This window comes from Kitasatospora sp. NBC_00039 (assembly GCF_045160625.1).
Taxonomy (GTDB): domain Bacteria; phylum Actinomycetota; class Actinomycetes; order Streptomycetales; family Streptomycetaceae; genus Kitasatospora.
In genome coordinates, this window is the sequence record NZ_CP108289.1 from 5,927,500 (window position 1) to 5,951,089 (window position 23,590).

The following is a 23,590-nucleotide window of genomic DNA, read 5'->3' on the forward strand; positions in this document are numbered from 1 at the left end:
GCTGACTCCACCGACCCCGACCCCGACACCACCGATCCCGACCCCGACTCCACCGATCCCGACCCCGACTCCACCGATCCCGACGCCGACCCCGACACCACCGATCCCGACGCCGACCCGACCGACCCCGACCGAGGAGACCCGATGACCACCGCATCCATCACTGCGGGCACCACCGCCCTGCTGGCCGACATCGCCCCCGAGCCCAGCGGCTCCGACGGCAGTCTGATCGCCGTGCTGCTGGTGGCCGCCGCCGTGGTGGCGGGGGCCGTCTGGCTGATCCGGCTGGAGCGCAAGAAGCGCGGTCCCGGCGGGGAGTGAGACCCCCGACGAGCGCCGGGCCGGTCACACGCGGTAGGACAGTCCTGAGGGGCATGCCTGCGGTGGTGTCCGCAGCGCCATGCACTATGGTTTATCTCGACATCGAGATAACTGCCCCTTACGATATATCTCGACATCAAGATACTTGCCGAGAGGCGCTCACCGGCGGTGCGGGCAAGGTAGGCCTAAGTAAGGCTGACCTTACCACCGTGGCGGCCGGATACCGCACGAAGCACCTAGAAGGAGTCAGTCGTGTCCGCGAACAGCTTCGACGCCCGCAGCTCGCTGCAGGTGGGCGACGAGTCGTACGAGATCTTCAAGCTCTCCGCCGTCGAGGGTTCCGAGCGGCTGCCGTACAGCCTCAAGGTGCTGCTGGAGAACCTGCTCCGCACGGAGGACGGCGCGAACATCACCGCCGACCACATCCGCGCCCTCGGCAACTGGGACGCCACCGCGCAGCCCAGCCAGGAGATCCAGTTCACCCCGGCCCGCGTGATCATGCAGGACTTCACCGGTGTGCCGTGCGTGGTCGACCTCGCCACCATGCGTGAGGCCGTCAAGGAGCTGGGCGGCGACCCGGCCAAGATCAACCCGCTGGCCCCGGCCGAGCTGGTCATCGACCACTCCGTCATCGCCGACAAGTTCGGCACGCCGGACGCCTTCGTCCAGAACGTCGAGATCGAGTACGGCCGCAACAAGGAGCGCTACCAGTTCCTGCGCTGGGGTCAGACCGCGTTCGACGAGTTCAAGGTCGTCCCGCCGGGCACCGGCATCGTCCACCAGGTCAACATCGAGCACCTGGCCCGCACGGTCATGGTCCGGGGCGGCCAGGCCTACCCGGACACCTGCGTCGGCACCGACTCGCACACCACCATGGTCAACGGCCTGGGCGTGCTGGGCTGGGGCGTCGGTGGCATCGAGGCCGAGGCCGCGATGCTGGGCCAGCCGGTCTCCATGCTGATCCCGCGCGTGGTCGGCTTCAAGCTCAACGGCCAGCTGCCGGCCGGCACCACCGCCACCGACCTGGTGCTCACCATCACCGAGATGCTGCGCAAGCACGGTGTGGTCGGCAAGTTCGTCGAGTTCTACGGCGAGGGCGTCACCGCGATCCCGCTGGCCAACCGCGCCACCATCGGCAACATGTCGCCGGAGTTCGGCTCGACCTGTGCGATCTTCCCGATCGACGCCGAGACCATCAACTACCTGAAGCTCACCGGCCGCGACGCGCAGCAGCTCGCCCTGGTCGAGGCGTACGCCAAGGAGCAGGGCCTCTGGCACGACCCGTCGGTCGAGCCGGTCTACTCCGAGTACCTGGAGCTGGACGTCTCCACCGTCGTCCCGTCGATCTCCGGCCCGAAGCGCCCGCAGGACCGCGTGATCCTGGCCGAGGCCGCCGAGAGGTTCGCCGAGGCGCTGCCGACCTACTCGGCCGAGGCCTCGAAGCCGACCACCGTCACCGCCCCCGACGGTTCGAGCTACCAGATCGACAACGGCGCGGTCGTGATCGCCTCGATCACCTCCTGCACCAACACCTCCAACCCCTCCGTCATGCTGGGCGCCGCCCTGCTGGCGAAGAAGGCCGTGGAGAAGGGCCTGACCGTCAAGCCCTGGGTCAAGACCACCCTGGCCCCCGGGTCCAAGGTCGTCATGGACTACTACGAGAAGGCCGGCCTGCTCCCGTACATGGAGAAGCTGGGCTTCAACCTGGTCGGCTACGGCTGCGTCACCTGCATCGGCAACTCGGGCCCGCTGCCCGAGGAGGTCTCGGCCGCCGTCAACGAGGCCGACCTGGCCGTCGTCTCGGTGCTCTCCGGCAACCGCAACTTCGAGGGCCGGATCAACCCCGACGTCAAGATGAACTACCTGGCCTCCCCGCCGCTGGTGGTCGCCTACGCCCTCGCCGGCAACATGAACGTCGACATCACCAAGGACGCCCTGGGTCAGGACGCCGACGGCAACGACGTCTTCCTCGCCGACATCTGGCCGTCGGAGAAGGAGGTCGCCGACGTCGTCGCCGGCTCCATCGACGAGGCCATGTTCGACAAGGGCTACCAGGACGTCTTCGCCGGTGACCACCGCTGGCAGTCGCTCCCGGTCCCGACCGGCAACACCTTCGAGTGGGACGCCGAGTCCACCTACGTCCGCAAGCCCCCGTACTTCGAGGGCATGGCCAAGACCCCGAGCCCGGTGACCGACATCGCCGGCGCCCGCGTCCTGGCCAAGCTGGGCGACTCGGTCACCACCGACCACATCTCCCCGGCCGGCAACATCAAGCCGGGCACCCCGGCGGCTCAGTACCTGACCGCCAACGGTGTCGAGAAGCGCGACTTCAACTCGTACGGTTCGCGCCGTGGCAACCACGAGGTGATGATCCGCGGCACCTTCGCCAACATCCGCCTGCGCAACCAGATCGCGCCGGGCACCGAGGGTGGCTACACCCGCGACTTCACCCAGGCCGACGCGCCGGTGTCGTTCATCTACGACGCCTCGCAGAACTACCAGGCCGCCGGCATCCCGCTGGTCGTCCTGGCCGGCAAGGAGTACGGCTCCGGCTCGTCCCGCGACTGGGCCGCCAAGGGCACCGCGCTGCTGGGCGTCAAGGCCGTCATCGCCGAGTCCTACGAGCGCATCCACCGCTCGAACCTGATCGGCATGGGCGTCCTTCCGCTGCAGTTCCCGGAGGGCCAGAACGCCGAGTCCCTCGGCCTGAGCGGCGAGGAGACCTTCTCCTTCACCGGCGTGACCGAGCTCAACGAGGGCCGCACCCCGGCGACCGTCAAGGTCAAGGCGGGCGATGTCGAGTTCGACGCGGTCGTGCGCATCGACACCCCCGGTGAGGCGGACTACTACCGCAACGGCGGCATCCTGCAGTACGTGCTGCGCAGCCTGATCGGCTGAGCCGAGCAGTAGCGCCAAGAGGCCGGACCGCGTCCACGCGGTCCGGCCTCTTGTATGTCCAGACCAAATGGACTAAACCTCTGTCTCAGCTTGGTCCAGACCACTTGATGCTGAAGGGGCAGCGGGTCGGCTACTTCACCCAGTGGGGCGCCTACAGCTCCGCGAAGCGGGTGCAGGAGTCCGGCCAGGCCGGAAAGCTCACCGTCATCAACTACGCCTTCGGCAACGTCTCCGCCGACGGCACCTGCTTCGAGACCAACGACGCCGGCCTGGGCGACGCCCTGAGCGACTACCAGCGCCCGTACGGCGCCGAGCAGTCGGTGGACGGCGTGGCCGACACCGCCGGCCAGAAGCTCAAGGGCAACTTCAACCAGCTGCGCAAGCTCAAGGCGAAGAACCCGCAGCTGAAGGCGGTCATCTCACTCGGCGGCTGGAGCTGGTCCAAGTACTTCACGGACGCGGCCGCCACCGACGCCTCCCGCCGGAAGTTCGTCTCCTCCTGCATCGACCTGTACATCAAGGGCAACCTGCCGAGGCTCGCCGGCTCCTCCGAGGGCGGCACCGGCGCGGGCGCGGGCGTCTTCGACGGCATCGACATCGACTGGGAGTACCCGGGCGGCGGCGGTGACGCCGGCAACGTCGTGCGCCCCGAGGACGGCCGCAACTACACCCTGCTGATGCAGGAGTTCCGCCGCCAGCTGGACCAGCTGAGCGGCCGCAGGGGCCCGCACTGCCTGCTGACCGCGGCCGTCGCCGCCAACGAGACCGTCGCGGACCGGCTGGAGCTGCCGCAGCTGTCCCGCTCGGTCGACTTCCTCAACCTGATGACCTACGACCTGCACGGCCCGTGGGAGGGCAAGGGCCCGACCAACCACCACGCCAACCTCTACTCCGACCCGGAGCCGCGCCGGCGCAGCGCGGATACGGCCGTCGAGCACTACATCGAGCGCGGCCTGCCCTCCGAGCAGCTCGTGCTCGGCGTGCCGTTCTACGCCCACGGCTGGACGGGCGTGCCGGCCGGCGACCGGAACGGCCTGTACCAGCCGGCCGGCGCCGCGACCGCCGACCTCACCTACAAGGAGGTCGCCGCGCAGCCCGGCAAGGTCTACACCGACCGTGACCACGGCGCGAGCTGGAAGTACGACGGCACCACCTTCTGGAGCTACGACACCCCCGAGGTGGTCACCCAGAAGGCCCGCTACGCCCGGTGGAACGACCTGGGCGGCGTGATGGTCTGGGCGCTGGACGGCGACGACGCCAAGGGCACGATGGTCGCTGCCATCGACCGCGGCCTCCAGCGCGGCTGACGGCAGGCGCGCCCACCGAAGGCGCGCCCACCGAAGGCGCGCCCACCGAAGGAACGCGGGCCGGAGAAACGGCCGGGGCCGCAGCGATCACTCGCGGCGGGCCCCGGCCGTTCCGCTCGGCAGGGGTGTCAGATCCCGTCGCAGGCCTGCGCCCGCAGCGCCCGCGCCAGGTCGTCCCGGCGCTCCAGCACCAGCCGGCGCAGCGCGGGCGCCGCGTCCGGGTGGCCGCTCAGCCAGGCGTCCGCCTCGGCCAGCGTCGCCTCGCTGATCTGGGCGTGCGGGAAGAAGCCGCCGACGATCCGCATCGCGATCTCGATGGTCCGCTCGGACCAGACCCGCTCCAGCAGCTTGAAGTACGGCGCCGCGTACAGCGCGGTCAGGTCGCGGTGCGCGGGCAGGGCGAAGCCGGCGATGTTCGCCTCGACCAGGGCGTTGGGCAGCTCGTCCGAGTCGATCACGGCGGACCAGGCGGCGGCCTTGGCCTCCGGGGTCGGCCGGGCGGCCAGGCACTGGGTGTACTGGCGCTTGCCGCTGGCGGTGTTGTCGGCCTTCAGCTCCCCGGCCAGCTCCTCGTCGGAGGCCTGGCCGGCCGCGGCCAGCGTCAGCCAGAGGGACCAGCGCAGCTCCTGGTCGACGTCCAGGCCGTCGATCCGGGCGGTGCCGGCGAGCAGGCCGCGGACCAGGCCGAGGTGTTCGGAGCCGTTGGCGGTCTGCGCCAGGAAGCGCGCCCAGGCCAGCTGGTGATCGCTGCCGGGGGCGGCGTCGCGCAGCTCGCGCAGTGCGCCGTCGGCCAGCAGCCGGCCGCCCTCGCCGCGCCAGGCCGGCGCGGCGTACAGGTCGACGGCGCTCTTGGCCTGGGTGTGCAGCGACTGCAGCACGCCGATGTTGGACTCCTGGCCGGCGAAGCGCAGTACCAGTGCGACGTAGTCGCGGGCCGGCATCAGGCCGTCCCGGGTCAGGTTCCAGACGGCGGACCAGGCGAGTGCCCGGGCCAGGTCGTCCTGGATGTCGCCGAGGCCGGTGCGCAGCGTCTCCAGCGACTCGCCGTCGAAACGGATCTTGCAGTACGTCAGGTCGTCGTCGTTGAGCAGCACCAGGGCGGGCCGGGCGCGGCCGGCGGCCCCGGCGACGACGGTGCGGGCGCCGGTGACGTCCAGCTCGATCCGGTCGGTGCGCACCAGTGCGCCGTCGGCGTCCCGGTCGTAGAGGCCGACCGCGATCCGGTGCGGGCGCAGGACGTTGCCGTTGCCGGCGTCCTGGAGGACGGCGAGTTCGGTGATCCGGCCCTCGGCGTCGACGGTGACCTGCGGGGTGAGCGCGTTGACGCCGGCGGTCTGCAGCCAGGCGGCGGCCCAGGCGGTGAGGTCGCGGCCGCTGGTCTCCTCCAGGATGCCCAGCAGGTCGCCCAGTTCCGTGTTGCCGAAGGCGTGCTGCTTGAAGTAGCGGCGGGCGCCCTCGAAGAAGGCCTCCGAACCGACGTACGCCACCAGCTGCTTGAGCACCGAGGCGCCCTTGGCGTAGGTGATGCCGTCGAAGTTGAGCTTGGCGTCCTCCAGGTCCCGGATGTCGGCGGTGATCGGGTGGGTGGTGGGGAACTGGTCCTGTCGGTAGGCCCAGGCCTTGCGCTGGTTGGCGAAGGTGATCCAGGCCGAGGAGTAGCGGGTGCGGGCGCCGATCAGGCCGTAGGAGCCCATGAAGTCGGCGAAGGACTCCTTCAGCCAGAGGTCGTCCCACCAGCGCATGGTGACCAGGTCGCCGAACCACATGTGCGCCATCTCGTGCAGGATGACGTTGGCCCGGCCCTCGTAGGCGGCCTCGGTGACCTTCGAGCGGAAGACGAACTCCTCGCGGAAGGTCACGCAGCCCGGGTTCTCCATCGCGCCGATGTTGTACTCGGGGACGAACGCCTGGTCGTACTTGCCGAACGGGTACGGGTAGTCGAACACCTCGTGGAAGAAGTCGAGCCCGGCCTTGGTGACGCCGAGGATCTCGTCCGCGTCGAAGTAGGGGGCGAGCGACTTTCGGCAGAGCGCGGAGAGCGGGATCTCCAGCACGGTGCCGTCGGCGAGGGTGCGGCTGTAGTGGTCGCCGGCCACGTGGTACGGGCCGGCCACGACGGCGGTGAGGTAGGTGGAGATCGGCTGCGTCGGCGCGAACTGCCAGGTGCGCGCGGCGCCGTCGCCGCTGCCGTCCCCGGTCACGCTCTCGTGGACGGCGTTGGAGCGGACGTCCCAGGCGGCGGGGGCGGTGACGGTGAAGGAGAACGGCGCCTTCAGGTCGGGCTGCTCGAAGGTGGCGAACACCCGGCGGGCGTCGGCCGGCTCGTAGTGGGTGTAGAGGTAGGTCTCGCCGTCGACCGGGTCGGTGAAGCGGTGCAGGCCCTCGCCGGTGCGGCTGTACGCGCAGTCGGCGTCGACCACGAGGACGTTCTCCGCGGCGAGGCCGTCGACGTGGACGCGGGCGCCGTCGAACGCGGCGGCCGGGTCGAGCGCGCGCCCGTTCAGGGTGACCGAGCGGACGGAGGGGGCCAGCAGGTCGAGGAAGGTCGAGGCGCCGGGCTCCGCGCAGCGGAAGGCGAGGGTGGTGGTGGAGCGGAACGTGGCGGCCGCCGGGTCGGGGGCCGAGGTCACGTCCAGCCGGACCTGGTAGCTGTCCACGGCCAGGATGCTGGCCCGCTGCTGGGCTTCGTCGCGGCTCAGGTTCTTGCCCGGCACGGCGGTACTCCTTTGTCCGGCACGCACGGTGGTGCGGTTTTCGCTGCTGCGGTCAGGTGCTGCGCTGTAGTGCTGCGGGGGCATCCTTTCACGCCCTTTGCGCCGGTACCATTGCACAAGTCGCGGTGTGGGCCCGGAATCAGCGGCGCCGAGTGGATGTTGGGAGCGGGGGAGCCCCGTGCGGGGCACCGCCCCGTCTCTCTGCCGCCCCACCTCCGAGGAAGACCACCGCTGTGACGACTGCCGCTGACCGCAAGACCGCCGACTTCTGGTTCGACCCGGCCTGCCCGTGGGCCTGGATGACGTCCCGCTGGCTGATCGAGGTCCAGCAGGTGCGCCCGGTGGACGTGCGGTGGCACGTGATGAGCCTGTCGGTGCTGAACGAGGGCCGCGACCTGCCGGAGCACTACCGCACGCTGCTGGACAACGCCTGGGGCGCGGTCCGGGTCTGCATCGCCGCCGCCGAGAAGCACGGCGACGAGGTGCTCGGCCGGCTCTACACCGAGCTGGGCACCCGGTTCCACAACCAGGGCCTGCCGCAGAACCGCGAGACGATCGAGGCGGCGCTGGTCGCCGCCGGCCTGTCGGCCGAGCTGGCCGACGCGGCCGGCACGGACGTGTACGACGAGGCCCTGCGCCTGTCCCACAAGGAGGGCATCACCCTGGTCGGTGAGGACGTCGGCACCCCGGTGATCGCCGTCGAGGGCGTGGACGGCGAGCAGGTCGCGTTCTTCGGCCCGGTGGTCACCCCGACGCCGCGCGGCGAGGCCGCCGCCCGCCTCTGGGACGGCACCCTGCTGGTCGCCTCCACCCCGGGCTTCTACGAGATCAAGCGCACCCGCACCGCCGGCCCGTCCTTCGAGTAGTGACGCCGCGCGGCTCCGCGCGAACGCGAGGGCCCGGTACCGCCGAAGCGGTACCGGGCCCTCGCGCGTGCGCTACGCGGTGCGCGCGGCGTCCCGGCGCTGCTTGAGCAGGCCCGCGCCGATGAGCAGGGCGACCAGCACGCCGGCCGCGTACAACTGCTCCCGGTTGCCCTCGGTGGTGGTCATCAGCGTGAGGATGCCGACCACGGCGGCCATCGCGATCCAGGTCAGGTAGGGGTAGCCCCACATCCGGACGGTGAGCAGCTCGGGCGCCTCGCGCTCCAGCCGGCGGCGCATCTTCAGCTGGACGACGCAGATGAAGAACCAGACCACCAGGATGGCGACGCCGGTGGTGTTCATCAGCCAGGTGAAGACGGTGTCCGGCCAGAACTTGGAGGCCAGCACCGCGCCGAAGCCGAACAGGCAGGAGGCCAGCACGGCCGCCCGCGGCACCCCGCCGCTGACCTTGGCCAGCGCCTTGGGGCCCTGGCCGCGGGAGACCAGCGAGTACGCCATCCGGGAGGAGCCGTAGATGTTGGCGTTCATCGCGGAGAGCAGGGCGATCAGCACCACGGTCTCCATGATGGTGCCGGCACCGGGTACGCCCAGGTGCTGGAGGACCGTCACGTACGGGCCGTTCTCGACGACCGACGGGTCCTTCCAGGAGACCAGGGTGACGACCAGGGCCATCGAGCCGATGTAGAAGATCGCGATCCGCCAGACCGCGGTGCGCACCGCGTTGGCGACGTTGCGCTTGGGGTCGTCGGACTCGGCGGCGGCGATGGTCACGGTCTCCAGGCCGCCGTAGGCGAAGACCGAGGCGAGCAGGCCGACGATCAGTCCGTTGACACCGGTGGGCAGGAAACCGCCCTGGCCGGTGAGGTTGGTGGTGCCGGGGGAGCCGTCGCCGAGCACCCCGGCCACGCCGAGCGAGCCGAGCACCAGGAAGGCGATGATCGCGGCGACCTTGATCGCGGCGAACCAGAACTCGAACTCGCCGAAGTTCTTCACCGCGGTCAGGTTGCTGGCGCAGAAGAAGACCATGAAGAGGCCGACCCAGACCCAGGCGGAGACGCCGGGGACCCAGCCGTTGACGATCTTCCCGGCGGCGGTGGCCTCGGCGGCGACGCCGCAGCAGAGCATCACCCAGTACATCCAGCCGGCGGTGATCCCGGCCCAGGGGCCGATCTCCTTCTCGGCGTGGACCGAGAACGAGCCGGAGGCCGGGCGGGCGGCCGACATCTCGCCGAGCATCCGCATGATCAGCATGACCAGCAGGCCGGACAGGGTGAACGCCAGGATGATGGCGGGTCCGGCCGCCGCGATGCCAGCCCCGGAGCCGACGAAGAGACCGGCGCCGATGACCCCGCCGAGCGCGATCATCGAGAGGTGGCGCTGCTTGAGGCCGTGCGAGAGCTGCCGGCCGTCGTCGGCCGGGGTGTCGGCGGGGGAGGTCGTCCCGGGCGCCGGGGGCGCGGAGGTACGGGCCATGGGGTGGGGATCCAGACTGTTCGGATGGCGGTGCGAGTTGCCCAATATCCGGGGACGCGGTTGCCCGTGCCAAGAATGTCCGGCTCGGGCCCAGGATGCGGACCGGATCGTGACGGAGAATGGCCGGAACCCTCACGTTCCGTCGCTCTCGGTGGGTCGGACCCGACAAGGAGCGACTTCCGGGCTTTGTCCGGTTCCCCGGCGGTGCCGGCGGCGATCACCGCGTAGGTTCACAGGTGTTCACTCACCTGATCATCAGAGGAATCCCCGATGGCCACTGCCAGCACCCCGACCGCCAGCACCCCGACACTGGGCCGCGGTGTCCTCGCCGACCTGCTGCCCGCCGCATCCACCCGGCTCGGCGCCCAGGCCCGCGACCTCGCCCTGGTGGCAGGCGGCGCCGCGCTCACCGGCCTGGCCGCCCAGCTCTCGGTGAACGTCCCCGGCTCGCCCGTCCCGGTCACCGGCCAGACCTTCGCCGCCCTGCTGGTCGGCACCGCGCTCGGCGCCCGCCGCGGCGTCGCCTCGCTCGGCCTCTACCTGCTGGCCGGCATGGCGGGCCTGCCCTGGTTTGCCGAGGGCACCTCCGGCTGGTCGATGCCGTCGCTCGGCTACGTGCTCGGCTTCGTCGTGGCGGCCGCCCTGACCGGCGCGCTGGCCCGCCGCGGCGCCGACCGGACCCCGGTGAACACCGCCGTCACCATGGTTCTCGGCAGCCTCGCCATCTATGCCGTCGGCGTGCCCTACCTCGCCTTCTCCCTGGACGTCCCGCTGGCCCGCGCGGCCGAGCTGGGCCTCTACCCGTACCTGGTCGGCGACGCCCTGAAGGCGGCCCTCGCGGCCGGCGCCCTGCCGCTCGCCTGGAAGCTCCTCGGCCGCCGCTGAAGGCGGGCGCCGCCCCCTGCACGGCCCGGGTGAGCGCGCATGCCACACTCGTGGCATGCGCGTCTACCTGGGCTCCGACCATGCCGGATACGAACTGAAGAACCACCTCGTGGAGTGGCTGAAGGGGGCCGGCCACGAGCCGGTCGACTGCGGTCCGCACATCTACGACGCCCTCGACGACTACCCGCCGTTCTGCCTGCGGGCCGCCGAGCGCACCGCCGCCGACCCGGAGGCGCTGGGCGTCGTGATCGGCGGTTCGGGCAACGGCGAGGCGATCGCCGCCAACAAGGTCAAGGGTGTGCGTGCCGCGCTGGCCTGGAGCGAGCAGACCGCCTCGCTCGGCCGCGAGCACAACAACGCCAACGTGATCTCCATCGGCGGCCGGATGCACACCGAGGACGAGGCCACCAAGTTCGTGGAGATCTTCCTCAGCACCCCGTACAGCGGCGACGAGCGGCACACCCGCCGGATCGCCATGCTGAGCGAGTACGAGACCACCGGCGAGCTCCCGCCGATCCCGGCCCACCACCCGCAGCAGGGCTGAGCCACCTCCGTCGAACCCTCCCGCCGGCCGGCCGCGCTCCCGCAGCGCGGCCGGCCGGCGCGTCTGTGCGGGCGTGCGCCCCTGTGTGATCGGCCACAGCGCCCGCCCCGTCCGACCGGCGTACGAACCGCCCTGCGTGCGGGGCGCATGCGCCGCCCGCGTGGTTCGTACGCCCAACCGGCACAGGCTTCCTGACGCAGCGGGCGGTGCCCGCCGCAATCGGCCGAAACCCGCTGACGCGCCCGCGCCACGGCGGCGCCGCCCGTACCCGAGCCGTCGACGCCGGGCCGCAACCGTGGATATGGTCGGTCCCCATGGCTGGCAGAGCGCCGGGCACACCGCCCCAGACGACTGCGACGAGGCCTGGCGCCGCCACGGCGTCCGACCCCGTGACGGCCCGGTTGCGCAAGAGGCTCCGCCGGGTCCGCCGAAGGCTGCGCACGGCCGGGGTCGACTACTTCCGCGGCGGCGCCGCCGACTGGCCGGTGCTCTGCGCGCTCGCCCTGCTCGTCCCGCTGCTGATCCTGCTCAACATCTGGATCCCCGCCTGGGCCCCGCCCACCTCGCTGGTCCTGCCGATCCTGGCCGCCGCGCTGCTGCTGCGCCCGGGCAGCCTGGTGGTGCTGTACGCGCTGGCCGCGCTCGGCCTCTCCGCCGAGTCCGTGATCCACACCGGCCAGCGGGTCGCCAGCGCTGACCCGGACGCCTACACCTACGGCGTCACCCCCGGCGCCGCCCTGGTGGTCGGCGCGGCCGGGGTCGGCGGCCTGCTGCTGGCCCAGTTCCGCAGTCGGGTCGGCGTCCCCTGGTGGGGCGGCTCGACCATGCTCTTCGACCTGCGCGAGCGGCTGCGGGTGCAGAGCCGCGTCCCCCGGCTGCCGGACGGCTGGCACGCCGACATGGCGCTGCGCCCGGCCGGCGGGCAGTCCTTCTCCGGTGACTTCGTCGTCGCCGCCCGGACCGGCCCCGGCCAGCGGGTGCTGGAGGTGGTCCTCGCGGACGTCTCCGGCAAGGGCATGGACGCCGGCTCCCGGGCCCTGCTGCTCTCCGGAGCCTTCGGTGGCCTGCTCGGGTCGCTGCCCGCGCACGACTTCCTGCCCGCCGCCAACGGCTACCTGCTCCGGCAGTCCTGGGAGGAGGGCTTCGCGACCGCCGTCCACCTGGTGCTCGACCTGGACACCGGCGAGTACGAGCTGCTCTCGGCCGGCCACCTGCCCGGCATGCAGCGGCTGGCCGGCGCCGGGCGCTGGGAGATGAAGGAGGCCTCGGAGGGCGCGGCGCTCGGCATCTACGACGGCGCCAAGTTCGAGGGCGTGCGCGGCCGGCTGAACCGCGGCGACGTCCTGCTGCTCTGCACCGACGGCATGGTCGAGGCCCCCGGCCGGGACCTCTCCGAAGGCATGGACCGGCTGATGGGCGAGGCCGACCGGCTGGTCCCCGGCGCGGGCCCCGGCGCCGGCGTCGGCGCGGCCTCCCGGCTGATCGAGACCGTCGCCCGGGACATCAACGACGACCGTGCGGTGCTGCTGCTCTGGCGCGACTGACCACCCGCCGGCCGTCCTGCCGGGCCGCTTCCGCCCGGCACATGCCGCGGGCAGGTGCTGTCAAGCCGGGGAGCTGATCTTCGGCCATTTCGGACCTGCCGTCACCGGACCGGACCTGCCGCTTCCGCTCCGGCCCGCCGGGCGTTTCCCCGCCGCTCAGCGCGGCCCCGCCGACGATTCGTCAGAACGTCTCGGCTATGGTCTCGGTCGGCGGAAACTCGTCTCGCATCGCAGGATATCGGCGTTCGGCTGGCAGCCAGACCTTTACGCAACCGGCACGGTCGACCACACTGAGTCCGGGCGGGACTGGTCAGGATTCGGGGGATGGGGGGCGTCACGTGCGGCACGACGGGCACTGTGCGGCCGCAGCGGGCTCTCCCTCCGGCCGGGACAGGCCGGACGAACTGCTGTTCCGCCTCGGGACCGTCGGACAGACCGGGGTCCGGCTTCGCAGGGGCTGTCAGGCGCTGGCACCCCGCTATGAAACGAGGAAGTGAGTCCGGGTGGCACTCTCCGTCTCCGCGCTGGTCCTGTTCGGCATCATCTGCTTCATCTTCATCCGCAACAAGCAGCTGAAGACCGGGCACTTCATCCTGGCCGCCCTGTTCGGCTTCATGCTCAACCAGAGCACGGCCGCCAAGCCGATCCAGGACTTCCTGACCCAGATCGCCAAGAGCATTTCCAACATCGCCAGTTGACCCCCGGGGGCCTCGTCCGGGGCCCGGGGCGGGTGCGGCGGAAGCCGGCTGTCACCGGTCGGCCCGTCTGGCCTGCCGCCAGCGCCCGAACAGCCCCCGGGGCCGCGCCGCCGCCACGGCCGGCGCCCGGACCGCCGCGGGCCCCGCGGCGCCCGTCGGCGTGGCCGGCCGCAGCGTCGTCCCGCGGGCCGTCAGCAGTACGAACAGCCGGGCCCAGCAGAGGCGTTCGCCACGCGGCCAGTCCAGCGCGCGCAGCGCCGCCGAGGCGGCCTCCGACACCTCGCCGTTGACCCGGACCTCGGCGACGTCGTCCCCCGCCTTGCCGCCGAGGAACAGCTTCACCCCGTTCGGCCCACCCCCGGCCAGGTCCGGCAGCAGCGCGGGCGCGAGCGCGGGCAGCACCCGGTGCTCCGCGAGCCAGCCGGCCAGCCTCTCGTTGCCGAAGCCGAACACCGCCGCCGGCCCCTGGACGGCGTGCCAGCCCGGCAGTTCCGGGTGGTCGGCGTGGTCGCCGTGCACACCCCGGCCCTGCTCCTGTTCGACCAGCGCCGAGGCCGTGGTGGTCGCCCACATCCGCACCGCGTTGGCGAGCTTCTCCTCCTCGGTCTTGCCGAGGCCGGCCGCGCAGTCCCACACCACCGGCGCGTCCGCGCGGCCGAGCCGGAGGACGTAGCCCAGGTCGACGTGGCCGGCGCCGTCCTGGCCGGGGTGCTCGCGGACGGCCACCGCCGTCGTGCCCGGGCCGCGCACCACCTCGCCGTCGACCGTGAACACCTGCCCGAAGCGCGCCATCTCCTGGACCACACAGCGCTGTATGACGGCCAGTCGGTCCTGGGGACGCACGGGTACTCCTCCACCTAGGGCTCGCAGCCGCCTCGGCTCGCAGTGTTCTCGAAACTGCGCTCGAACGCCGCCGAGGCTATCGGCCCGGAGCCCTGCCGGGAAACCGCCCCGGAGCCAGGCCCCCGTCCTCTCCGGTCGCGAGAATGTCCCGAATGCCCCAGTTTGGGTAGCGGCAACCGTAGGCCACCGCCTGGAGAACCGCATGCCCCGCACCGACCTGACGCCCCCTCCGCCACTGCTCCTCGCCCCGGACGGCTCCGGCCTGGTCGCCGAGATCGAGGCCTACCTCGCCTCGCTGCCCGCCCCGGCGCGCACGCCGGTCCCGTACGTCCCGCTGCACGGCTCCACCCTGCAGCCCTGGCACGCCGGCCACCCGCTGCCCCGGGCCACCCTGCTGGACCGGGCGCTGCGCCGCCCGGCCCGCCCGGTGCCCGTCACCGCCGCCGACCACCTGCGGCTCGCCTCCCGCTACATCGGCGCCCACGGCTGGCTGCAGGGCGCGATGTGGGACCAGGCCGGCCGGGTCTGCCTGCTCGGCGCCCAGACCGCCGTCCTCGCGCACGGCTACGGCACCCCGCTGACGGTCCGTACCGCCCGGGTCCAGCTGATGGAGGTGCTGCACGCCACCGGCCGCCCGGCGAACTCCCCGGACGAGTACAACGACCGCCCGACCACTCGCCAGGCCGACGTCCACCGGCTGCTCGACCGGGCCGCCGCCCGGGCCGGACGGCTCGGCCTCTGACCGGCTGACGGTCCGTCGAGAGGTGTCTCCCGGAAAGCGAACGGCCCCGGGGGGACGGTGACGTCTCTCCGGGGCCGGACGGTTGGAGCGGGCGACGAGAATCGAACTCGCGTGACTAGTTTGGAAGACTAGGGCTCTACCATTGAGCTACGCCCGCGTGATCCCCCGGCCGTTGCCGGACGGAAGGTCGGGAACAGCGTACCTGGTCCGGTCGGCTGCGTGCACACCGGATTCGTCGTGAGGGCCTCGGATATGTCGGCGAACCGGCAGGGCCCGGCGTGTACGCTTCCTCTCGGCACCACGGGGTGTGGCGCAGTTTGGTAGCGCGTCCGCTTTGGGAGCGGAAGGCCGTCGGTTCGAATCCGGTCACCCCGACAGTGCGGCAGGGTCTCGTCCTCGGCGGGGCCCTGTTGGCGTCTCCGGGCTCCGTTGGCTTCTTCGGAGCGGGTCCGGCATGGTGGGTGGTTGATTTTTCACCCAAAGCTGGAGCCCCGATGAGGATGAACCCCAAGATCGCGGTCGGAGTCGTCTTCGTCGCCTCGCTGTTCATGTCGATCATGGACACCACGATCGTCAACGTGGCGCTGCCCGCGATCGGCCGCGATTTCGGCACCGATCCCGCCGGGGTCGGCGTGATCAACGTCGGCTACCTGGTCAGCCTGGCCGTCTTCGTCCCGCTCTCCGGCTGGCTGGGGGACCGCTACGGCACCCGCCGGGTCTTCCTCGCCGCCCTCACCCTCTTCACCGTCGCCTCGCTGCTCTGCGGCGCGGCCGGCTCGATGACCTCGCTCACCCTCTACCGCATCCTCCAGGGCGCGGCGGGCGGCCTGCTCACCCCGGTCGGGATGACCATGCTCTTCCGCGCGTTCCCGCAGGAGGAGCGGATGCGGGCCACCCGCGTCCTGATGCTGCCCACCGCGGTCGCGCCCGCCGCCGGTCCGGTGCTCGGCGGCTGGCTGGTGGACGGCTGGTCCTGGCACTGGGTCTTCATCGTCAACGTGCCGGTCGGCATCGCCGCCCTGGTCTTCGGCCTGCTCTTCCTGCCCGACTACCGCGCCGAGCGGGCCGGCCGGTTCGACGCGGCCGGGTTCCTGCTCTCCGCGGCCGGCTTCGGTGCCGCGATGTACGCGCTCTCCGAGGGCGCGTCCGAGGGATGGGGGAGCGCGCGGATCCTGGCCTCGGCGCTCGGCGGCCTGCTCGCGCTGGCAGTCCTGGTCGTGGTCGAGCTGCGCCGCCCCGAGCCGATGCTCGACCTGCGGCTCTTCCGGGACCGCATCTTCCGCACCACCAACCTGCTCTCGCTCTTCTCCGGCGCCGCCTTCCTCGGCATGCTCTACCTCTTCCCGCTGCTGATGCAGGACGCGCTCGGCATGGACGCCCTGCACAGCGGCCTCATGGTGTTCCCCGAGGCGCTCGGCGTGATGCTCGCCTCCCAGGTGGCGGCCCGCCTCTACCCGCGGATCGGCCCGCGCCGGATCCTGGTCGCCGGGGCCACCGTGGTGGCCGGCTGCCTCGCCCTGATGGCCGCCATCGGGCCCGACAGCAACCTCTGGGCGGTGCGCGCCCTCATGTTCGTCACCGGCTACGCGATGTCGCACGTCTTCATGCCCTCGCAGACCGCCGCCTTCGCCACCATCACCCCGCGCGCCACCGGCGCCGCCTCCACCCTCTACAACGCGCAGCGCCAGCTCGGCTCCGCGCTCGGCGTCGCGGTGCTCGGCACCGTGCTGACCGCCGTCGGACCTCTCACCGTGAACGCTTCGGGTACGCCCGTGGCGAACCTCACCGCGTACCGCGCCGCCTTCCTCACCGCGGCCGTCCTGGCCCTCGTGGCGGCCGTGATCGCCTTGCTGGTACGGGATTCCGACGCCGCCGCCACCATGCGCCCGGTACCGGCGGGGGGTACCGGGGAGCCGTCCGCGGAGGCCGCCCCGGAGCCTGTCGGGGCGGCCTGAGCGACCGCAGGCGGCGGCGTCCTGGCATCCGCCTTTCGTGGTACCGGTAGGATGGGGCGCTGGCGGTAGTCCCTGTGGCGTCCACCCAGGTCAACCGCACGAGGGCGAGGAGTCACGCTCACCGTCCACCCCCCACGGGAGATGCAGCTCCAACCGCCCATCGCCCGTCTCGCCCGACCCGCCCGTACCGGCCCCGGCCGGCGGCATGGGGAGGGCGGAGGCAACCTGACCGCAAGCCCATAGGAGACCAAACCGTGAAGAGCGCCGTCGAGACTCTGAACCCGACCCGGGTTCGACTCACCGTCGAGGTGCCCTTCGAGGAGCTCAAGCCCAGCCTCGACGCGGCGTACAAGAAGATCAACCAGCAGGTCTCGGTCCCGGGCTTCCGCAAGGGCAAGATCCCGAACCGGGTCATCGACCAGCGTTTCGGTCGTGGCGCCGTGCTGGAGGAGGCCGTCAACGACGCCCTCCCGCGCTTCTACACGCAGGCAGTCGACGAGGGCAAGATCGAGGTTCTCGGACAGCCCGACATCACCAACATCGAGGGTGTCGAGAAGATCGCCGACGGTGGTGACCTGAAGTTCACCGCCGAGGTGGACATCCGCCCGGAGATCACCCTCCCGGACTTCTCGACCATCGAGGTCACCGTCGACCCGATCGTCGTCACCGACGAGGACGTCGACAAGTCCCTGGAGCAGCTGCGCGAGCGCTTCTCCTCGGTCAAGGACGTCGAGCGCGCCGCGGCCGCCGGCGACATCGTGGTCGTCGACCTCGAGGCCAAGGTCGACGGCGAGGTGCCGGAGGACGGCACCGCCGCCGGCGTCAGCTACGAGATCGGCTCGGGCCGTCTGATCGACGGCATCGACGACGCCGTCGTCGGCCTCGAGGCCGGTGGCACCGCGACCTTCGACACCGAGCTCAAGGGTGGCACCCAGGCGGGCAAGACCTCCGAGGTCACCGTCACCGTCACCGCCGTCCAGGAGAAGGAGCTGCCCGAGCTGGACGACGAGTTCGCCCAGCTGGCCAGCGAGTTCGACACCCTGGAGGAGCTGCGCGGCGACTCCCGCAAGCGCCTCGAGCGCATGAAGGAGTACGACCAGGCCACCCAGGCCCAGGAGAAGGTGCTCGACGCGCTGCTGGCGCTGGTCGAGATCGAGTTCCCGGAGAAGCTCCTCAAGGACGAGATCGAGACCCGCAAGCACAACCTCGAGCACCACCAGCTGGAGCCGATGGGCCTCGACCTCGCGACCTACCTGGAGACCCAGGGCAAGACCGAGGAGGAGTTCCTGGCGGAGACCGAGGAGCAGGCGAAGAAGGGCATCAAGACCCAGTTCGTCCTGGACCAGATCGTCGCCGACGAGGAGCTGGGTGTTAACCAGGAGGAGCTCACCGAGCACCTCATCCGCCGCGCCGCCGGCTCGGGCCTGACCCCGGACCAGTTCGCGCAGCAGGTCGTCCAGGGTGGCCAGGTGCCGCTGCTGGTCGGCGAGGTCGCCCGCGGCAAGGCGCTGGCCACGGTGGTCGAGGCCGCCAAGGTCGTCGACACCGAGGGCAACGAGATCAACTTCGACGACGACGAGACCGACGAGTCGGGCGAGACCGTCGCCGCCGAGGCCCCGGCCGCCGAGGCCGAGGCCGAGGAGAAGACCGAGGCCTGACCGCCCCGGTCGCCCTGACGCAGCAGCGGGCCCGGACGCCGTACACGGCGTCCGGGCCCGCCGTGTTCCCCGCGGTCGCGGGCGGGGCCCGCCGCGAACCCTGCGCTCACAGCGAACAGTTCTGCGTGAGGGATTCTGCGGCCCGGCCTGCGCGTTAGGGTCCATGGACAGCAACAATCACGACGTGATACCCGGAAGCTGTGCGACACCGTGACGGCCGCGGAGCGACCGTCCAAATCGACTGAGCAGGTGGCTAAGTGACGTTCCCGCAGATGCAGATGCCTGGCCCGATGGCGCCGCACGCCGCCTCTGGTGACGTGCTCGGCGGCCTGGGCGACCAGGTCTACAACCGGCTGCTCAACGAGCGGATCATCTTCCTCGGCCAGCAGGTCGACGACGACATCGCCAACAAGATCACCGCCCAGCTGCTCCTGCTGGCCGCGGACCCGGACAAGGACATCTTCCTTTACATCAACTCCCCGGGCGGCTCGATCTCGGCCGGCATGGCGATCTACGACACCATGCAGTACATCAAGAACGACGTCGTCACCATCGCGATGGGCATGGCCGCGTCGATGGGCCAGTTCCTGCTGACCGCCGGCGCCAAGGGCAAGCGCTTCTCGCTGCCGAACGCCAACATCCTCATGCACCAGCCGTCCGCCGGTCTCGGCGGCTCGGCCACCGACATCCGCATCCAGGCCGAGCAGCTGCTCCGCACCAAGAAGCGGATGTCCGAGCTGATCGCCTTCCACAGCGGCCAGTCCTTCGAGCAGATCACCGCGGACTCCGACCGCGACCGCTGGTTCACGCCCGAGGAGGCCCTGGAGTACGGCCTGATCGACGCGATCATGCACAGCGCCGCGGACGTTCCGGGCGGCGGCGGCACGGGCGCCTGAGCCTCGGCCCCGGATCCCACGAGACCACAGCCCCATCGCTCCGGAGGACTAGAACCCCCATGAACATCCCCAGCCTGTCCAGCGCCAAGGCACGCGTCGAGGACATGCGTGCCGAGGGCCGCTACATCGTCCCGCGCTTCGTCGAGCGCACCTCGCAGGGCATCCGCGAGTACGACCCGTACGCCAAGCTGTTCGAGGAGCGCATCATCTTCCTCGGCTCGCAGGTGGACGACGTCTCCGCGAACGACATCATGGCCCAGCTGCTCTGCCTGGAGTCCATGGACCCGGACCGCGAGATCCAGATGTACATCAACTCGCCCGGCGGCTCGTTCACGGCCCTGACGGCCATCTACGACACCATGCAGTACGTGAAGCCGGACATCACCACGGTCTGCATGGGCCAGGCGGCCTCCGCCGCGGCCGTGCTGCTCGCCGCCGGCACCCCCGGCAAGCGGATGGCGCTGCCGAACGCCCGTATCCTGATCCACCAGCCGTACACCGAGACCGGCCGCGGTCAGGTGTCCGACCTGGAGATCCAGGCCAGGGAGATCTTCCGGATGCGCGAGCAGCTGGAGGAGATGCTCTCCAAGCACTCGAACAAGTCCGTCGAGCAGGTCCGCGACGACATCGAGCGCGACAAGATCCTGACGGCCGAGGAGGCCGTCGAGTACGGTCTCGTCGACCTGGTCATCTCCACCCGCAAGGCCTCGCTGACCTCCTGAGGTCGGCACCCTGCCGGGGGCGGGGCGCGCACGCCGTTGCGCGCCCCGCCCCCGGCACATCGGCGGAACCGGCGACGGCATCTGTTCGGTATCAATTCGCCCAGGGCGTAGGGCAGACCTGGCGAAGAGGACGGAATCAGGGGCCCGGCAGAGTACCGTCGGATAGCGAGACCGATCGCCGTCGGCGTTGACGGTCCACAGCACCAGGCCCCGGAACCCCCGCGGGGCCCCTGGCGAAGGGGAAGCACCTCGTGGCACGCATCGGAGACGGTGGCGACCTGCTCAAGTGCTCGTTCTGCGGCAAGTCGCAGAAGCAGGTGAAGAAGCTGATCGCCGGCCCAGGCGTGTACATCTGCGACGAGTGCATCGACCTGTGCAACGAGATCATCGAGGAGGAGCTCGCCGAGACCTCCGAGGTGCGCTTCGAGGAGCTCCCGAAGCCGCGCGAGATCTACGAGTTCCTGGACCAGTACGTGGTCGGCCAGGACCTCGCCAAGAAGGCGCTGTCGGTGGCCGTCTACAACCACTACAAGCGCGTGCAGGCCGGCGAGGCGGGCCGCAGCGGCGGCAACGGCCGTGAGGACGCCATCGAGCTGGCGAAGTCCAACATCCTGCTGCTCGGGCCGACCGGCTCCGGCAAGACGCTGCTGGCGCAGACGCTGGCCCGGATGCTGAACGTGCCGTTCGCGATCGCCGACGCCACCGCGCTCACCGAGGCCGGGTACGTCGGCGAGGACGTCGAGAACATCCTGCTCAAGCTGATCCAGGCGGCCGACTACGACGTCAAGAAGGCCGAGACCGGGATCATCTACATCGACGAGATCGACAAGGTCGCCCGCAAGAGCGAGAACCCGTCGATCACGCGCGACGTCTCCGGCGAGGGCGTGCAGCAGGCGCTGCTGAAGATCCTGGAGGGCACCACCGCCTCGGTGCCGCCGCAGGGGGGCCGCAAGCACCCGCACCAGGAGTTCATCCAGATCGACACCACCAACGTGCTGTTCATCGTGGGCGGCGCGTTCGCGGGCCTGGAGCGGATCATCGAGGGCCGCGCGGGTGCCAAGGGCATCGGCTTCGGCGCCAACATCCGCTCCAAGCGGGAGCTGGACGCCAGCGACCACTTCCGTCAGGTGATGCCGGAGGACCTGGTCAAGTTCGGCATGATCCCGGAGTTCATCGGCCGTCTCCCGGTGATCACCAGCGTGCACAACCTGGACCGCGAGGCGCTGCTGCAGATCCTCACCGAGCCGAAGAACGCGCTGGTCAAGCAGTACCGCAAGCTCTTCGAACTGGACGGCGTGGAGCTGGAGTTCTCCCGCGACGCGCTGGAGGCCATCGCCGACCAGGCGATCCTGCGCGGCACCGGCGCGCGTGGCCTGCGGGCCATCATGGAGGAGGTGCTGATGTCCGTGATGTACGAGGTGCCCTCGCGCCAGGACGTCGCCCGCGTGGTGGTCACCGGGGACGTCGTCTCCAAGCACGCCATCCCCACGCTCGTCCCGCGGGACATGATCAAGCGGGAGCGGCGCGAGAAGAGCGCCTGACCCGGCCGGCGCCTCCGGCGTCGGTGCGCATGTGACAGGGCCCCCGGAGACCACGGTCTCCGGGGGCCCTTCGCTGTTCCGCGGGGTGCCGCCGGACTTACTTCGGCACCTCGGAGGCGGCGCGCAGGTCGCGGGCGTCGGCGGCCAGCTTGTCGAGGTCCGGCTGCTTGCCCTCCTCGGGCGCCTGCATCATCAGGATCAGGCTGCTGTTGTCGGCCCAGGCGCAGATGCCCAGGTCGGTGCCCTCCTGGGTGGCCTTGGCGCACTCCATGGTGCCGCCCTTGGGGCCGGCGTCGACCGCGTGCCGGTTGCTGACGGTCGGGCCGCCGGCCGAGAAGCCCTTGAACATGGCGTCCAGCTCCTGCTTGGGCAGCAGCACCTTGCCGTAGCCGCCGACCACGATGAGCTTGGGGTCGTCCGACGGGTCCAGGTAGACGGCGCTCACGCCGGTCGGGTGCCAGGCGCCGTCGCCCTTGCCGAACTCGGAGGTGATCTCCTCCTCCATCTTCCGGGCGATCTCGTTGTCGTCGTCCTTGGAGAGGTCCTTGAACTTGGCCGGCAGGACGATCTTCTGGGTGCCCGCGTTGGACGTCACGTCGAAGACGAAGTACGCGACGGCGCCGCCGATCAGCGCCAGCAGCACGGCGAAGACACTGAGCAGGATCCAGAGCGTCTTACGGGACTTGCGCGGCGGCACCGGGGCGTAGGCGCCGTACCCCGGGAGGCCGGGCTGGCCGCCGGGCGGCGGGCCCTGCGGCGGCACGGCGCCGTAGGGCGCGGCGGCGGGTGGCGGGGGCGTCGCCCCGTAGCCGGGCTGCTGGGGCGGCACGGGCGCGCCGTCGTACGGCTGGCCGGCGGGCGGCGGCGGGGTGCCGTAGGGGTTCTGCTCGGTCACGATGGCCCTTTCTGGGGCGGGACGGGCGGGACGGACGGGAGCCGGCCTGCGGCCGCGGCGCACTCCCACCCGGGACAGGGTGGCAGTCGCGGCGGCCGCGCGGGCGTGACGGTGGCGCAGGTGTGACGACCGCGCGCGGGTGTGACGGTGGCGCCGGCTACTTGGCGACGACCATCGCGGAACGGATCGCCCGCGTCTTGTCGGCGGCCTGGGCCGGGGTGAGCGGCGTCGAAGCGGCGCCGCTGAGGCTGGACTTGAAGAAGGTGACCCGGGCCGTGGTCGACTTGTCGGCCCAGACGCAGACGGTGGACTGGGACTTGCCGCCGAGCACGCTGAAGACGCCGCAGGAGAGCTTCCCGGAGGAGTTGTGGCTGTCCTGGGCCGGGAAGTCCGTCAGCGGGGTGGCCCAGCTGCCGCCCTCGCTGGGCTTCTTGGAGTCCTCGATGATCTTGTCGGGGTCGCTGAGGTTGCCGTAGACGCCGATCACGCTGATCGTGTCCAGCGCGTCGGAGCCCTTGGCGTAGCTGGCGACCAGCACGTTCAGGTCGGAGCCGAGCTTGGACGTCTCGGCCTTGCTCGGGTCGGCCGCCTGCTCCTTGGCCGACTTCTGGGTGTAGCCGTCCGGCAGCGACTGCGCGGCGGTGATCTTGTACTTGCCGCCGGAGTCCCCGCCGAGCAGCTTGTAGAGGCCGAAGCCGCCACCGCCCAGCACCAGGGCGCCGATCACCAGGCCGACGACCAGCCCGCCCTTGCCCTTCTTCGGCGCAGGCGCCACCGGGTAGCCCGGCTGGCCGTACGGGGCCTGCTGCGGCGGCACCCCGTAGGGCGGCTGCGGGGCGCCGTACTGCGGCTGGGGCGCGCCGTACTGCGGAGCGGGGGCGCCCTGCTGCGGGTAGCCGTACTGCGGCTGCGGCGCGCCGTAGGGCGGCTGCGCCCCGTACGGCGGCTGCGGCTGCGGCGCCCCGTACGGCGGCTGTGCCCCGTAGGGCGGCTGCGGCTGACCCTGCGGATACTGCTGACCCTGGCCGTACATCTGCCTCTGTGCTCCCCCGCCGCACCTGCGGCCTGTC

The 23,590-nt window shown here is 71.3% G+C and carries 19 protein-coding genes and 2 tRNA genes; 15 read left to right on the top strand and 6 right to left on the bottom strand.

The features are described 5' to 3' along the window. Positions 1-144: 144 nt before the first annotated feature. The 3 genes from OG286_RS26340 to OG286_RS26350 all read left to right on the top strand — a co-directional run bounded on the left by OG286_RS26340 (position 145) and on the right by OG286_RS26350 (position 4,526). A complete protein-coding gene (locus tag OG286_RS26340) occupies positions 145-321 on the top strand; it encodes a hypothetical protein (protein ID WP_396323150.1) in 177 nt (58 codons plus the stop codon). 252 nt (positions 322-573) lie between these two features. Further along, positions 574-3,219: an aconitate hydratase AcnA gene (acnA, locus tag OG286_RS26345; RefSeq protein ID WP_396323151.1), complete on the top strand. Its 2,646-nt coding sequence runs from the start codon at positions 574-576 to the stop codon at positions 3,217-3,219. A 107-nt stretch (positions 3,220-3,326) separates the two neighbouring features. Continuing rightward, positions 3,327-4,526: a glycoside hydrolase family 18 protein gene (locus tag OG286_RS26350; RefSeq protein ID WP_396323152.1), complete on the top strand. Its 1,200-nt coding sequence runs from the start codon at positions 3,327-3,329 to the stop codon at positions 4,524-4,526. Positions 4,527-4,654: 128 nt separating this feature from the next. Here the strand turns inward: OG286_RS26350 and pepN are convergent, their stop codons facing one another. Next, the gene (pepN, locus tag OG286_RS26355) at positions 4,655-7,240 is read right to left on the bottom strand and encodes an aminopeptidase N (protein WP_396323153.1); all 2,586 of its coding nucleotides are present in this window, start codon (positions 7,238-7,240) and stop codon (positions 4,655-4,657) included. 233 nt (positions 7,241-7,473) lie between these two features. On the opposite strand from pepN, the gene OG286_RS26360 reads away from it, so the two are divergent. Beyond that, positions 7,474-8,106, top strand: coding sequence for a DsbA family protein (locus OG286_RS26360; protein WP_396323154.1), 633 nt, complete (start codon positions 7,474-7,476; stop codon positions 8,104-8,106). Between the two features lie 72 nt (positions 8,107-8,178). Here OG286_RS26360 and OG286_RS26365 read toward each other — a convergent pair whose 3' ends face one another. Further along, complete coding sequence (locus OG286_RS26365; protein ID WP_396323155.1) at positions 8,179-9,597, bottom strand: amino acid permease; 1,419 nt, start codon at positions 9,595-9,597, stop codon at positions 8,179-8,181. A gap of 270 nt (positions 9,598-9,867) precedes the next feature. Between OG286_RS26365 and OG286_RS26370 the strand changes: the two genes are divergently transcribed. The 4 genes from OG286_RS26370 to OG286_RS26385 all read left to right on the top strand — a co-directional run bounded on the left by OG286_RS26370 (position 9,868) and on the right by OG286_RS26385 (position 13,268). Next, positions 9,868-10,482, top strand: coding sequence for a biotin transporter BioY (locus OG286_RS26370; protein WP_396323156.1), 615 nt, complete (start codon positions 9,868-9,870; stop codon positions 10,480-10,482). 55 nt (positions 10,483-10,537) lie between these two features. Further along, complete coding sequence (locus OG286_RS26375; protein WP_396323157.1) at positions 10,538-11,026, top strand: ribose-5-phosphate isomerase; 489 nt, start codon at positions 10,538-10,540, stop codon at positions 11,024-11,026. A 401-nt stretch (positions 11,027-11,427) separates the two neighbouring features. Next, positions 11,428-12,570 (top strand): PP2C family protein-serine/threonine phosphatase, encoded by a 1,143-nt coding sequence (locus tag OG286_RS26380; RefSeq protein WP_396323158.1) that lies wholly within the window; start codon positions 11,428-11,430, stop codon positions 12,568-12,570. Between the two features lie 503 nt (positions 12,571-13,073). Beyond that, positions 13,074-13,268, top strand: coding sequence for a hypothetical protein (locus tag OG286_RS26385; RefSeq protein WP_360197031.1), 195 nt, complete (start codon positions 13,074-13,076; stop codon positions 13,266-13,268). Between the two features lie 51 nt (positions 13,269-13,319). Here OG286_RS26385 and OG286_RS26390 read toward each other — a convergent pair whose 3' ends face one another. Beyond that, the gene (locus OG286_RS26390; RefSeq protein ID WP_396323159.1) at positions 13,320-14,111 is read right to left on the bottom strand and encodes a DUF6348 family protein; all 792 of its coding nucleotides are present in this window, start codon (positions 14,109-14,111) and stop codon (positions 13,320-13,322) included. A gap of 202 nt (positions 14,112-14,313) precedes the next feature. Between OG286_RS26390 and OG286_RS26395 the strand changes: the two genes are divergently transcribed. Further along, a complete protein-coding gene (locus OG286_RS26395) occupies positions 14,314-14,853 on the top strand; it encodes a hypothetical protein (RefSeq protein WP_405365812.1) in 540 nt (179 codons plus the stop codon). Between the two features lie 83 nt (positions 14,854-14,936). Here OG286_RS26395 and OG286_RS26400 read toward each other — a convergent pair. Further along, positions 14,937-15,010, bottom strand: a tRNA-Gly gene (locus OG286_RS26400). A 144-nt stretch (positions 15,011-15,154) separates the two neighbouring features. Here OG286_RS26400 and OG286_RS26405 point away from each other — a divergent pair. From OG286_RS26405 to clpX, 6 genes are all read left to right on the top strand, one after another. Continuing rightward, a tRNA-Pro gene (locus OG286_RS26405) sits at positions 15,155-15,228 on the top strand. Positions 15,229-15,347: 119 nt separating this feature from the next. Beyond that, positions 15,348-16,808 (top strand): MDR family MFS transporter, encoded by a 1,461-nt coding sequence (locus OG286_RS26410; RefSeq protein WP_396323161.1) that lies wholly within the window; start codon positions 15,348-15,350, stop codon positions 16,806-16,808. Positions 16,809-17,062: 254 nt separating this feature from the next. Continuing rightward, entirely contained in the window at positions 17,063-18,466 is a 1,404-nt protein-coding gene (gene tig, locus OG286_RS26415; protein WP_405365813.1) for a trigger factor, read from the top strand. 278 nt (positions 18,467-18,744) lie between these two features. Beyond that, entirely contained in the window at positions 18,745-19,362 is a 618-nt protein-coding gene (locus OG286_RS26420) for an ATP-dependent Clp protease proteolytic subunit (protein WP_305067940.1), read from the top strand. A 59-nt stretch (positions 19,363-19,421) separates the two neighbouring features. Next, positions 19,422-20,084: an ATP-dependent Clp protease proteolytic subunit gene (locus OG286_RS26425; RefSeq protein ID WP_327676905.1), complete on the top strand. Its 663-nt coding sequence runs from the start codon at positions 19,422-19,424 to the stop codon at positions 20,082-20,084. Between the two features lie 251 nt (positions 20,085-20,335). Next, the gene (clpX, locus tag OG286_RS26430) at positions 20,336-21,625 is read left to right on the top strand and encodes an ATP-dependent Clp protease ATP-binding subunit ClpX (RefSeq protein WP_030309676.1); all 1,290 of its coding nucleotides are present in this window, start codon (positions 20,336-20,338) and stop codon (positions 21,623-21,625) included. A 97-nt stretch (positions 21,626-21,722) separates the two neighbouring features. Here the strand turns inward: clpX and OG286_RS26435 are convergent, their stop codons facing one another. Beyond that, the gene (locus OG286_RS26435; RefSeq protein WP_396323163.1) at positions 21,723-22,520 is read right to left on the bottom strand and encodes a hypothetical protein; all 798 of its coding nucleotides are present in this window, start codon (positions 22,518-22,520) and stop codon (positions 21,723-21,725) included. Between the two features lie 157 nt (positions 22,521-22,677). Next, entirely contained in the window at positions 22,678-23,553 is an 876-nt protein-coding gene (locus OG286_RS26440; RefSeq protein ID WP_396323164.1) for a hypothetical protein, read from the bottom strand. Between the last annotated feature and the right edge of the window lie 37 nt (positions 23,554-23,590).

What these genes read in the sequence shown, in the direction of transcription:
- OG286_RS26350 (WP_396323152.1), top strand. Translation starts at nt 3,327, where the DNA reads ATGCTGAAGGGGCAGCGGGTCGGCTACTTCACCCAGTGGGGCGCCTAC.
- OG286_RS26340 (WP_396323150.1), top strand. Translation starts at nt 145, where the DNA reads ATGACCACCGCATCCATCACTGCGGGCACCACCGCCCTGCTGGCCGAC.
- OG286_RS26410 (WP_396323161.1), top strand. Translation starts at nt 15,348, where the DNA reads ATGAGGATGAACCCCAAGATCGCGGTCGGAGTCGTCTTCGTCGCCTCG.
- OG286_RS26375 (WP_396323157.1), top strand. Translation starts at nt 10,538, where the DNA reads ATGCGCGTCTACCTGGGCTCCGACCATGCCGGATACGAACTGAAGAAC.
- OG286_RS26420 (WP_305067940.1), top strand. Translation starts at nt 18,745, where the DNA reads ATGCCTGGCCCGATGGCGCCGCACGCCGCCTCTGGTGACGTGCTCGGC.
- OG286_RS26370 (WP_396323156.1), top strand. Translation starts at nt 9,868, where the DNA reads ATGGCCACTGCCAGCACCCCGACCGCCAGCACCCCGACACTGGGCCGC.
- OG286_RS26440 (WP_396323164.1), bottom strand. Translation starts at nt 23,553, where the DNA reads ATGTACGGCCAGGGTCAGCAGTATCCGCAGGGTCAGCCGCAGCCGCCC.
- OG286_RS26425 (WP_327676905.1), top strand. Translation starts at nt 19,422, where the DNA reads ATGAACATCCCCAGCCTGTCCAGCGCCAAGGCACGCGTCGAGGACATG.
- OG286_RS26365 (WP_396323155.1), bottom strand. Translation starts at nt 9,597, where the DNA reads ATGGCCCGTACCTCCGCGCCCCCGGCGCCCGGGACGACCTCCCCCGCC.
- OG286_RS26395 (WP_405365812.1), top strand. Translation starts at nt 14,314, where the DNA reads ATGCCCCGCACCGACCTGACGCCCCCTCCGCCACTGCTCCTCGCCCCG.